Source organism: Aeromicrobium sp. P2_G6, assembly GCF_056403535.1.
Window position 1 is genome coordinate 211220 of record NZ_JBFUFH010000001.1, and the last position, 11818, is coordinate 223037.

At 69.0% G+C, this 11818-nt stretch carries 11 protein-coding genes; 2 read left to right on the forward strand and 9 right to left on the reverse strand.

What is annotated here, in order from left to right; genetic code table 11:
- Nucleotides 1-38 precede the first annotated feature (38 nt).
- From AC1DVU_RS01135 to AC1DVU_RS01155, 5 genes are all read right to left on the reverse strand, one after another.
- Complete coding sequence (locus AC1DVU_RS01135) at nt 39-449, reverse strand: arsenate reductase ArsC (protein WP_476920581.1); 411 nt, start codon at nt 447-449, stop codon at nt 39-41.
- A complete protein-coding gene (locus AC1DVU_RS01140) occupies nt 442-1182 on the reverse strand; it encodes an aquaporin (protein ID WP_476920582.1) in 741 nt (246 codons plus the stop codon). The genes AC1DVU_RS01135 and AC1DVU_RS01140 overlap by 8 nt, the downstream gene beginning before the upstream one ends.
- A gap of 67 nt (nt 1183-1249) precedes the next feature.
- Entirely contained in the window at nt 1250-2092 is an 843-nt protein-coding gene (locus AC1DVU_RS01145) for a short-chain dehydrogenase/reductase (protein ID WP_476920583.1), read from the reverse strand.
- The gene (locus tag AC1DVU_RS01150) at nt 2089-3045 is read right to left on the reverse strand and encodes an alpha/beta hydrolase (protein WP_476920584.1); all 957 of its coding nucleotides are present in this window, start codon (nt 3043-3045) and stop codon (nt 2089-2091) included. The genes AC1DVU_RS01145 and AC1DVU_RS01150 overlap by 4 nt, the downstream gene beginning before the upstream one ends.
- The gene (locus tag AC1DVU_RS01155; RefSeq protein WP_476920585.1) at nt 3042-4544 is read right to left on the reverse strand and encodes a flavin-containing monooxygenase; all 1503 of its coding nucleotides are present in this window, start codon (nt 4542-4544) and stop codon (nt 3042-3044) included. The genes AC1DVU_RS01150 and AC1DVU_RS01155 overlap by 4 nt, the downstream gene beginning before the upstream one ends.
- Nucleotides 4545-4671: 127 nt before the next feature.
- Here AC1DVU_RS01155 and AC1DVU_RS01160 point away from each other — a divergent pair, with 127 nt between their 5' ends.
- Nucleotides 4672-5676: an AraC family transcriptional regulator gene (locus AC1DVU_RS01160; protein ID WP_476920586.1), complete on the forward strand. Its 1005-nt coding sequence runs from the start codon at nt 4672-4674 to the stop codon at nt 5674-5676.
- Nucleotides 5677-5679: 3 nt separating this feature from the next.
- Here AC1DVU_RS01160 and AC1DVU_RS01165 read toward each other — a convergent pair whose 3' ends face one another.
- Both AC1DVU_RS01165 and AC1DVU_RS01170 read right to left on the reverse strand, forming a co-directional pair.
- A complete protein-coding gene (locus AC1DVU_RS01165; RefSeq protein WP_476920587.1) occupies nt 5680-5886 on the reverse strand; it encodes a hypothetical protein in 207 nt (68 codons plus the stop codon).
- Nucleotides 5887-5917: 31 nt separating this feature from the next.
- Nucleotides 5918-6304, reverse strand: a complete 387-nt coding sequence (locus tag AC1DVU_RS01170) for a hypothetical protein (protein ID WP_476920588.1) — start codon at nt 6302-6304, stop codon at nt 5918-5920.
- Between the two features lie 79 nt (nt 6305-6383).
- On the opposite strand from AC1DVU_RS01170, the gene AC1DVU_RS01175 reads away from it, so the two are divergent.
- Nucleotides 6384-7790, forward strand: a complete 1407-nt coding sequence (locus AC1DVU_RS01175) for a phytoene desaturase family protein (RefSeq protein WP_476920589.1) — start codon at nt 6384-6386, stop codon at nt 7788-7790.
- Here AC1DVU_RS01175 and AC1DVU_RS01180 read toward each other — a convergent pair.
- Together AC1DVU_RS01180 and AC1DVU_RS01185 are read right to left on the reverse strand one after the other, a co-directional pair.
- Entirely contained in the window at nt 7769-8077 is a 309-nt protein-coding gene (locus AC1DVU_RS01180) for a hypothetical protein (protein WP_476920590.1), read from the reverse strand. The two genes, AC1DVU_RS01175 and AC1DVU_RS01180, sit on opposite strands and share 22 nt — an antisense overlap.
- Nucleotides 8078-8136: 59 nt before the next feature.
- Nucleotides 8137-11805, reverse strand: coding sequence for an immunoglobulin-like domain-containing protein (locus AC1DVU_RS01185; RefSeq protein ID WP_476920591.1), 3669 nt, complete (start codon nt 11803-11805; stop codon nt 8137-8139).
- Between the last annotated feature and the right edge of the window lie 13 nt (nt 11806-11818).

Genomic DNA, 11818 nt, shown 5'->3' on the forward strand with positions numbered 1-11818 from the left:
AAACCTGTACCCAAGTACCGGATGCAAGCCCGCAGTTGTCAGCTCAGCTCGGGTTCGAGCGACTCGATCAGTCGCTCCACGCGACGCTTGATCTCGTCGCGGATCGGGCGGACCGCCTCGATGCCTTGACCGGCAGGGTCGTCGAGCACCCAGTCCTCGTAGCGCTTGCCCGGGAAGTACGGGCACTCGTCGCCGCAGCCCATCGTGATGACGACGTCGGAGGCGACGACGGCGTCGTCGGTCAGCTTCTTGGGCTGCTCGCCGGCGATGTCGATGCCGACCTCGGCCATGGCCTCGACGGCGACCGGGTTGATCGCGTCGCCAGGCATGGACCCGGCCGAACGTACGTCGATGCGTCCCTCGCCGAGGGACTGCAGGAAGCCCGCCGCCATCTGCGAACGACCGGCGTTGTGCACGCAGACGAACAAGACGCTGGGGCGATCAGGCATGAGGTTCTCCTTGATGGGCGTGCGGTGTGACCGCTTGCGCGGGATAGAGCGCGAGGACCAGGGCGACGCCGATTGCACCGCCGATAACCTGCGCGAGGACGAACGCCGGCACGGAGCTCGGCGCGATGCCGGCGAAGGTGTCGGAGAACATCCGACCGAGGGCCACCGCGGGGTTGGCGAAGGACGTCGAGCTGGTGAACCAGTACGCGGCGCCGATGTAGGCCCCGACCGCGGGCGCCGCCAAGGTGACCCGGTCGGAACGGACGAGCGCGAAGATCAGCAGGACCAGTCCCGCCGTCGCAACGACCTCACCGAGCAGATGACCGCCGCTCGCACGTTCGTGATCGGAGAACGTGGTGCCGACGTCGAACATCGCGTTGGCCAGGAGGGCACCCGCCACGGCACCCACAGCCTGCGCGGCCACGTACGGCGCGATGTGACCCGCCGAGAATCCTTCGGGATCGCGGCGGGTCAGGAACCAGTCAACAATCGTGACCACGGGATTGAAGTGCGCACCGGACACCGGGCCGAGCATGAGGATCAGGGCGGCCAGGCCGAAGACCGTCGCCATGCTGTTCTCGAGGAGCTGCAGTCCGATGTCGTCAGGCGAGAGGTCACCTGCGGCGATGCCCGAGCCCACCACGACGGTGACGAGCAGGCCCGTGCCGAGGAACTCCGCGAGCAGTCGCCGGCTGAGTGGCTGCGGAGAGCTGGGTGCTGCCGGCGAGTTCACCCACCCATCTTGGACCTTGCCCATGAACGCTGGATGAACGGGGACGCTGGGACAACGACCGCCGAGATCACACCTTGACGGCGGGCATGTCGACGTCCCGGACGACGCCCTGGATGGCGGCGTTGCCCTCGGTTCGCCGGTCCAGCATCGGGTTCAGCAATCCGCGCAGGACCGAATAGACCGTCCAGCGCCTCGGCGCGATGATCCGGGCGGCCCGTCGCTCGATGCCGTCGACCAGCACCCGGCCGGCGACGGACGGAGCGAGTCGTCGACGCAGGAAACGCGGGAAAGTCGCCTCGAAGCGCTGCGCGACGGGGCTCGCGAAACCCTCACGGACCATCGCGGTGTCGATGAACCCGAAGTACGCGACGCTGGCCGAGGCGCCATGCGATGTCAGTTCGGCTCGGAGCGCGCGGCCGAACTGCTCGACGCCGGCCTTGGTCATGGCATACGGAGCCATCATGACGCCGTTGACGAACGCGTAGACCGACGCGATGACGACGACGTGCCCACCAGCCGCCGTCACGTGCGGCAGCGCGGCGTGCACCGTCCGATAGACACCCAACAGGTTGACGTCGATGACCCGCTCGAACATCGCAGAGTCCATCGCCCGCACCGTCTCCAGCTGCGGCGCAATGCCGGCGTTGGCGACGACGATGTCGAGGCCGCCGAGCTGTCGGACGATCTCGGCGACGACCTCGCGCATCCCGTCAGCGTCGGTGACGTCGGCGGCGATGCCGATCGCCCCGCCGCCCAGCTCGCGCACCGCCTCGGCCGTTGCGACGGGGCCGAGGTCGACCAGCGCGACGCGAGCACCTCTCTCACACAGCTGCCGCGCCGTCTCGAAGCCGATGCCTCGAGCGGCGCCAGTGACGAGCGCGACCTTGCCGTCGACCGGGTATGAGTTCATGAGCTGCGCACTTCCTGGGAGACGAGTGATGATCTGGTCGCGAGGTGCCGGCCGAGGAACTCGATCTGGTCGGAGAGAGCACGTTGCTGCCCTTCACCGTCGTAGACGTCGAAGTGATCGACCGGGTACGTGAGCACCTCTGCGTAACGTCCGGCCCGACCAGCAGCCCGATGAGCCGCGGCGGGCGGTGCGACGGAGTCGTGATCTCCGATCTGCACCAGCAGCGGAGAGCGCACTCGTGAGGCAAACCGGATCGGCCGGTTCAAGCCGACCTCCAACGCGGCGCGTGCGCACACCTCGTTGCGCCACGTCGGTCCGGCCACGGCCGCGTAGCCCTCGAGTGCGCCGGCCGACGTGATCATGGCGGTCGTACCGGGCTCGCCGACGACCGCGAGGTGATGGGGCGCCCGACGCAGGACGGCACGTACGACATCGCGTACGCCGTGGACGACGAGCGGCACCAGCGCCCGCACTCCGTGGTGCCTGGCGATGGCGAGCATGGCCGCGAGCCCGTCCATCGCAGGTGTCATCGACACGATCGCGGCGATGCGTCCGTCCGCGACAGCGACCGGCAGGACGTGGCCACCGGAGTACGACGTGCCCCACAGGATGATCCGATCGGGGTCGACGCCGTCGAGCTCACGTGCCGCAGCGACCGCCGCGCGATAGTCCGCTCGCTGGGCGCGGTACGAGACCCGCTGACGGGGCGTGCCGTCCGAGCCACCGAACCCGCGATAGTCGAACACGACGACATCGAGTCCCGCATCGGCGAACCCCTCGGCGTATGAGAGGAGCCCCGTGTCGCGCGTGCCGCCGAAGCCGTGCGCCATGACGACGCAGGGACGCCGGCCGTCGTCGCCAGTGAACGTCGAGGGCGAGCCGGGCAGGTGCCACGCGGCGCAGCGCACGCCGTTGCTGGTGAACTCGATCTCCCGGATCTCCGAGGTGCTCATGAGCGGCCGCCCGCTGCAACGAGCTGGCGCGAGCCGTCGACCGCCCCGGACTCGAACCGCAGGAGTCCGTCCTCGATCGGGTCCTCCAGCAGCAGCTTGGAGTCCTGGCCGTAGTGCATGAGCACCTTCCACGGGTTCTTGGTGCCCTGGCGCGGGAGCGTCTGCTTGGCCCGCTGCACATAGCCCGACTGCAGCTGGTCGAGCATGCCCATGTCGAGCGCGGAGTTCTCCGTGTCGCGCGGTGTCGCGACGACCTGGCCGTGGTCGTCCATGTACCTGAGCAGCCGGCACAGGTACTCACCGGCGATGTCGGACTTCAAGGTCCACGGCGCATTGGTGTAGCCGAAGATCCAGGCGAGGTTCGGCATGCCCTCGAGCAGGACGCCCTTGTACGTCATCTGGTCGTGCAGCTCCCGCGGCTCGCCGTCGACGCTCAGCTTGAGCCCGCCGAGCATCTGGACGTCGAGGCCCGTCGCGGTCACGATGATGTCCGCCTCGAGCTCGTCGCCGGAGGTGAGCCGGATGCCGTTCGTCGTGAAGGTCTCGATGTGGTCCGTGACGATCGACGCCTCACCGGAGGCCAGCGCTGTGAACAGGTCACCGTCAGGGACAGCGCACAGCCGCTCGTCCCACGGCATGTACGCCGGGGTGAAGTGCTTCATGTCGATGCCAGGTCCGACCTTGCGGCGTACCTGCGACAGGAGGAACCGGCGCATCGCCCTGGGCCAGCGCCGGCACGCGATGTAGAGGCCGCGCTGGATGGCGATGTTGCGTCGGCGCGCTGCGGCATACACCCATCGGTCGGGCAGGACCCGGCTGAGCACGGCAGAGATCTTGTCGAACGCCGGAACCGAGAAGATGTACGACGGAGAGCGCTGCAGCATCGTCACGTGGTCGGCGCCCGCCGCCATCGACGGCACGAGGGTCACGGCGGTGGCGCCGCTGCCGATGACGACCACCTTCTTGCCGGTGTGGTCGAGGTCCTCGGGCCAGTGCTGGGGGTGCACGAGCTGACCCTCGAAGTCAGCGGCACCGGGAAACTCCGGCAGGTAGCCGGCGTCGTAGTTGTAGTAGCCGGTGCAGCTGATCAGGAATCGGCAGGTGTAGGTCTGAGTGTCCCCAGTCGCCTCGTGCAGCGCGGTGACGGTCCAGAGGCTGTCACCGCTGTCCCAGTCTGCGGTCACGATCTGGAGGCCGTAGTGGATCTTCTCGTCGATGCCGTACTCGGTCGCGGTGTCGGCGATGTACTGACGGATCGAGGCACCGTCGGCGAGGACCTTGAGCTCGTGCCACGGGCGGAACTTGTAGCCGAACGTGAACATGTCGGAGTCCGACCGGATGCCGGGATAGCGGAACAGGTCCCACGTGCCGCCCAGTCGCTCGCGCCGCTCGAGCACGGCGATCGTCCGGTCGGGGAACTCACCGGAGATCTGGCAGGCGGTGCCGATGCCGGAAAGCCCCGCTCCGATGATCAAGACGTCGACGTGCTGTGCGGTCATGGCAGATCCTCACCCTCATCGCCTGCTGGTCAGCAGCGCGCTCACCTCGAGGATGGCCGTCGCAAGGGCGACAGATCTTGACACGATCGGACATACTTTTGTCATTTCCCGACACTGAGGCGGCGCCATGGGCAGCATGATCCGGGCGACCAACCTCTGGGGCTACGTCGACCTGGTCCGTGAGCTCGGCGGTACGCCCGAACGTCTCCTCTCGCGGTTCGACATCCCGGCGGGCATCGAGCACGAGGATGACGCGTTCGTGCCGTTCGCCCCGTTCGTCCGTCTGCTGGAGGCCAGCGCCGACGAGCTCGGCTGCCCGGACTTCGGGCTGCGCCTCTCGCGCTGGCAGGGGCTCGACATCCTCGGCCCGATCGCGGTCATCGCCCGGAACGCGGCGACGCTCGAGAGCGGTCTCGCGTCGATCGCCCACTACCTCTACGTGCACTCGCCGTCGCTCCATCTCGCGGTCGAACCCACCGCCACGGCGACCCGGTACGCGTACGAGGTGACCGAGCTGGGCCTCCCGGAGCTGATCCAGGGTTACGAGCTGAGCATGGCCAACGGAGCCCGCATGATCCGGCTCCTCGGCGGACCTGAGGTGGAGCCCGAAGCCGTCTCGTTCCTGCACGATCAACTCGGTTCCGATGACGCGTATGCCGAGGCGCTCGGCTGTCCGGTGCGATTCGGCCAGGCTTGGTGTGGTTTCGAGCTTCGCCCCGACCTGGCCGGGACGCCGATCCCCAACGCAGACGCGGAGACGCGGCGGATCGCGACGAGCTACCTGGAGTCCCGCTACCCGCCGAGCACCGCGTCGCTCGCGGAGCGCGTCGCAGAGCTCGCCCGACGCCTGCTGCCGACCGGACACTGCAATGCCGACGAGATCGCCGGGCAGCTGAACCTGCATCCGCGGACGCTGCAGCGGCGGCTGGCCGACGAGGGCGTGCGGTTCCAGGACGTCATCGACCAGGAACGAAAGACCCTCGCCGCCCGCTACCTTGCCGAGCCCATGCTGCACCTGAGCCAGGTCGCCGGGCTGCTCGGCTATGCCGAGCAGAGCACGCTCAACCGTTCGTGCCGGCGGTGGTTCGGGATGACCCCGCGGCAGTACCGCGCGGCGCTCCGGCCAGCCTGAGCATCACCCCACGTGCATCAGGTCGCCGGCCAGGGCGAACAGGCGGCCGCCCAGCTTCATGACCGGGATGCCCAGCGGGATCAGCAACACGGTCAGGCACAGCACGAAGCCGAGCACCCACACCACGGACGCGACGACTCCGAGGAGAACGCCTCCTACGGCCGAGACCAGGCCGAGCACCACATTGAGCAGACCGTTGAGAGCTCGCATGTCCTTCCTCCTTGTTCACCGGCCCCGTCATTCAGAGCAGGCTCTTGGGCTTCCGGCCGGTCAGCGTGCGCTTCGTGGTCTTCTTCCGGATCTTCTTCTTGGCCTTCTTGGTGGAGTCCGAGACCAGCGAGCCGACGCCCTCGCCCTTCTCCTTCGCCTTGTCGCCGACGTCGGAAACGGCAGAGCCGGCTTCCTTGCCCTTCTTCTTGGACTTCTTCTTGGATTCCTTGACCGGGTGCGCGAGCGAGTGCGGCAGCATCAGCTGCACGGCCCGCGTGATCAGCCGGCGGGAAAGGCCGAGAATGGGTATGCCCAGGGGAAGCAGGATGAGCGTCACGCACATCACCAGGCCGACCAGGCCCAGGAGCGCCGCGACGATCCACAGCAGTGCGCCGAGCAGACCACGAAGTAGTCGCATTGGGTATCCCTCCCGTAGGGAGGACTACCCCGTCGCGAGATGACCAACCCCGTCGAGCCCCGCGCTGCATACTGACTGGATGACGACAGCCACCGTCGTCGGCAGTGGCCCCAACGGCCTCGCCGCGGCCCTGACCCTCGCGGCGGCAGGTGTCGATGTCACGGTCCTCGAGGCGGCGGAACGGCTCGGCGGCGGTGCCAGGTCGAGCGAGCTCACGCTGTCCGGACTCGTGCACGACGAGTGCTCCGCGATCCATCCCCTGGCGGTCGGCTCGGCGTTCGCGAAGGAGTTCGACCTGGCAGCCGCCGGCCTGGTCTGGCGCTGGCCCGAGGTGCAGTTCAGCCATCCGCTCGACGGTGGGAGCGGCGCGGCGGTGTGGCGCTCGGTCGACGCGACAGCGCAGGGTCTGGGACAGGACGGTCGCTCGTGGCGACGTCTCATCGGACCGCTTGCCGAGCGGTTCGGCGACCTGACGGCCGACATCCTCGGGCCGGTCGTGCACCTGCCGGCTCACCCGATCGATCTGGCGAGGTTCGGCGCGTATGCGGCACTGCCGGTCCCGATCCTCGCCCGTCGGTGGGAGACGCCCGAGGCGAGAGGCCTGTTCGCGGGTGCGGCAGCGCACACGTTCCGGCCGTTTTCCGGGGTCCTGTCCTCGTCGATCCCGCTCGCCCTGGCCGCATCTGCCCACGCGTTGGGCTGGCCGGTCGCCGAGGGCGGCACCGGTGAGATCAGCCGTGCGGTCATCGAGCTCGCCACCGCCCACCGGGTGACGTTCGAGACCGGCGTCGCGGTGAACTCGCTCGATCAGATCGCGGCCGACATCGTCATGCTCGACACCTCTCCACGGGCCGCAGCCGCCATCGTTGGTGACCGCATGCCGTCGCGCGTGTCCCGGGCGTACCGGCGCTATCGACACGGGCCCGGCGCGTTCAAGGTCGACTACGCGGTCGAGGACGGGGTGCCGTGGACCCACGAGCCGTCCCGCTCGGCCGGCACGGTCCACCTCGGCGGGACGTTAGAACAAATCGCCGCCGCCGAGCTGGCCGTGTCGAAGGGGCAGATGCCCGATCGCCCGTTCGTGCTCGTCGGTCAGCAGTACCTCGCCGATCCCACCCGCTCGCGCGACGGCGTGCATCCCTTGTACGCCTATGCGCACGTGCCGTCGGGCTACACCGGCGACGCCACGGAAGCCATCACGAGTCAGATCGAGCGGTTCGCACCGGGATTCCGCGACCGCATCCGGGCGACCAACGTACGCTCGACGGCCGACCTCGAAGCCGGCAACGCCAACTTCATCGGCGGCGACATCATCGCCGGCGCCAACACCGCACGGCAGCTGGTGTTCCGGCCGCGCACGACCCTGCATCCGTACGCGACGGGCGTCGCAGGCGTCTACCTCTGCTCCGCCGCAACCCCGCCGGGTGCCGGGGCCCACGGCATGTGCGGCTACAACGCAGCGCGCTACGCCCTCCGGCGCGCCTGACCGGCCGCGGCATCGCGCAGGCGGCGCGCCTTGACGAGCCGCACGGCCAGCCGGCTGTAGGGATCCCGCGGCTCAGGGCAGGCTGCGATCCACCGCTCCAGCACCTCGACCTCCGCGGCATGGTCCCGCCGCCGTCGGTGGATCACGGCTGCCCGGTGCGCGTAGACCGGCGTCGGGATGCCCTGCGAGGCCCACGCGTCACGCTCGGCCGCCGCCATGCACTCGACCAGCAGCTCGAGCCCCGCCTCGTCCATGCCTCGCGCGCGCAGCCGGTCCAGGGTCGCCATCCACTCACTGTGGTGGCGACCCCGGACGCCGCGGTCCAGCTGATGCAGCACGGCCATGCCTAGCGCGTGACCCGCAGCGTCACGGTGCGGGTCACCGGATCGACGGTCGAGCTGCCGGCATACGAGACGCTCAGGGTGTACGACCGGGCGCCCAGCTTCGGCAGCGTCACGCTCACGCGTCCGCTCGAGTCGAGCGTCACGGTGCGCCGCACGTAGTCCTTTCCGTTCGCCCTGACCCGTATCGTTGCGCGACCGGCGACCGGTGTCGTCGGGCTGGCCAGGACGGCGACCTTGATCTTCGCCTGCGACGACTTGGTGATCCGCGACGGGATCGTCAGCGAGACCTTCGACGACGCCTTGGTCACCGTCAGGGTCACGACGTCGTCGGAGGCGCGGTACTCGGCGTCCCCGTCGTACCGCACGGTGAGTGCGTGCGTCCCGACCCCGCCGAGGTCGGCGGTCTTGACGGTCACCGTGGTGCGGCCGTCGACCAGTGTCCCCGTGCCGACGAGGGTGTCGCCGGAGAGCACCCGGACGGCACCGGTCGGTGTCGGTCCGGAGCCGTTGACCTTGGCCGTGACGGTGACGCTCGAACCGTAGCGGACCTTGGTCGCCGACAGCGTCGCGACGGTCACCGAGTCGTGCAGGCCCTGCCCGACGGCCGGCACGGTCACGGTGTTCGGCGTCTCGGCGTTGCCGGCCTTGTCGACCGCGCGGAACTGCACGACCGTCTCGCCGGAACCAACGGCGACCGATGCTCCCGCGACCCACTCCCCCGTGCCGATCCGCGACTCGACGTGGTCCACGCCCGAGGTCTCGTCGGCGGAGACGATGCTGACGGTACGCGCTGCGGTGTTGACCGAGCCCTTGCTGATCGGCGCAGCGGTGTCGATCTTGAGGTCGAGCGTCTGCACCGGCGAGACGTTGCCGCTCGCGTCGGTCGCCCTCGCACGTACGGAGTGCTCGCCCTCGCCGGTGACCGGCACCGTGACCTCGTCAGCATCGACAGGGGTCCACGGACCCTCATCGACGGACGTCTCGACCTTGGCGACCTCGCGGTCGTCGAAGCCGGATGCCGTGACGCTGACCGGCGCGGACTTCCACCAGCCGGCCGCACCGTCGGGGTTGACCGGGTCGGTCGTCAGCGTGACGCTCGGGTCCAGCGCGTCGGTGACCGTGACGGTCGCCTTGGCGCGGACCGTCGAGCCCGGCGCGACGTCACCCTCGACCTCGAACGTGCCGACGTCGGCGTACTTCGCGGGGTCGATCTCGTCCCAGTCGACGGTCTTCTGCTGCGTCGAGCCGTCGGCGAAGTGCACCGTCGCCTTCTCCGGCAGCACCGGCGCGGTGCCGGCCTTGGTCGTCGCCGTCAGCGCGTCGACCGAGTCGACGAGCAGGTTGGGCTGCAGGTTGAGCCGCATGCGATCCAGCTCTTCTTGCGTGACGGGCAGGACCGTGCCGTGCCGCGGGCTGCTCGGCAGGTCCGCGTCGGGCACCGACGTCCAGTCCGCCGACGCGATGTCGTGCGTCTCGAACGCCATGTAGCCCTGACCGCCGTGATAGCTCGGCTGGTCGATGAACATGATCCAGTGGTCCGGGTCGTCGTTGTCGCGGAAGACCGTCGGGCCCTCGCCGCCGGTGAACGTGCCGCCCCAGGGGTTGGGCTGGCCGAGGCCGACCTTCTCCTTGATGAGCTGCCAGCCGGGTGAGGAGGTCGTGGTCGGCAGCGAGCCGGTGACCGTGGCACGGAGGTCGGTCGACTTCTCCTGGCGCGGGATCATGTACGCCTCGTCCTTGACGACGCGATAGAACGTGTCGCCGTCCTTGACGACGGTCGCGTCGATCATGCCGCGGCCCGTGCCGCGCTTGACGTCGATCCACGGCTTCGGGTCGCTGAACGTCACGAAGTCGCGCGTCGTGGCGTACATCATCCGCTGGTACGACGTGTTGATGTCGCGGCCGGCCGTCGAGGGCGTCGGGTAGAGCGCGGACGCCCAGTAGACGACGTACTCACCGGTGTTCTCGTCGTAGAACGACTCCGGCGCCCACGTGTTGCCGGCGAAGTCCGACGACACCTTGATGTGCCGCTGATTCGACCAGTTCACCAGGTCGGTCGACTCCCAGACCTCGAGGTACTTGCTGCCGGTCTCCTGCGCCTCGCCGAAGTCCACGGCGGGGTACGCCTTGAGGTCGGTCGCGAGCAGGTAGAAGCGGTCGCCCTCGTGCGAGCGGATGATGAACGGGTCGCGCAGGCCCTTGGTGCCGAACTGCGACGACAGGACGGGCTTGCCGTCGTTGAGCTCGTCGTAGTCGAGCGGGTCGTCGCCCTTGCTCGCGCCCATGTAGATCTTCTCGCCGTCGTCCGTGCTCTCGCCGGCGAAGTACGCGAACGCGTACGCCTCGAAGTCGAGCGCGGCCGGCGCCGGCTTGACCGTGACCACGAACTCGCGGGTGTCGGTCGTGGAGTTGAGCGTGCCGGTGGCCGTCAGCGTCACGTCGACGGGGTCGGCACCGTGCGCGGGGCGCGTGACCTCACCGGTCGGTGTCACGACGCCGGGCTTCGACGACGCCCAGCTGAACGCCGTGTTGGACGAGCCCTTCGTCGGCAACGTGAGGTTGCCGCGTACGTCGTCGGGGTGCACGAGCTCGATCGCATCGAGCGCTGCCTGGACCTTGCCGGCGTCGTCGACCTCTTCCTCGAGCACCGTGATCTGGAACTCCTTGGTCGTGCTCACGGCGCCGTGGGTGATGGTCGCCGTGAGGGTCACGGCGGCGTTGCCGGCACCGTGCGCGGGCCGGGTCACGGCACCGGCGTTGCTGACCGTGGTGGGGGCTGACGAAGCCCACGTGATCGTCGACCCGGCGCTGCCCGTGGCCGGCAGCGTCAGGTTGGCGATGACGGCCGAGGTGTCGCCGAGGCTCAGGGCTGCCTTGTCGGCGTTGGTCGCGGCAGTCGACGTCTTGGCCGACAGCGTCGCTGCGTCCGCCGCGTCGAGCGCCCGGCTGTAGATCCGGAAGTCGCGGATGTTGCCCTTGAAGGAACGGTCACCCGAGTACGCCGAACGGCCGATGAAGTTGCGTGTCGACGTGCCGTCCGGCTCGCCAATCTGCGACGGCTTGGCGGTGACGTTGTTGTTCGTCGCGACGAGCACGCCGTCCTCGTACAACTTGCTCGTGCCCGGCTCTGCCGGTGTGCCACCGTCGACCGTCAGGGTCACGTGTTTCCACACGCCCGTGCTCAAACCGCCGGCGCGTGAGGCGCTCTGCTCCGTCGCGAAACCGCCCGAAGCCATCGTTCCGCGATAGAAGCCGTTGGAGTCCTTGCCGGTCACGAACAGATAGCCCGTGCCGTTGGGGTATGTCGCGAGGTTGCCGAGGTTGAACATGAACCAGTTGCCGGTCAGGGTCGGGTCGACCTTGACGTCGAAGTCGACGCTCACGTCGTCGAGCCCCGACAGCAGGTTGTTGGGCAGCGCGATCGCGTTGCCGGCGCTGCTCGCGCCACCCGCGAACGTGAACCCGTCGCCGGCGTTCCACGACGCCGTGCCGGTCACCGTGCCGTTGCGCCCGTTGCCCGACGAGTCGACGGCGGTCGTGCCGCTCGTCTCGTCGAGCTTGTACCAGGCGACGAGCCCGGTCGAGACGTCACTGGCCGAGGCCGGCATCGCCGCCAGACCCGCAGCCGTGACCGCGATGAAGCCGCGCGAGACCTTGGTGGTGACCTTCATGGAACGCCCCTTG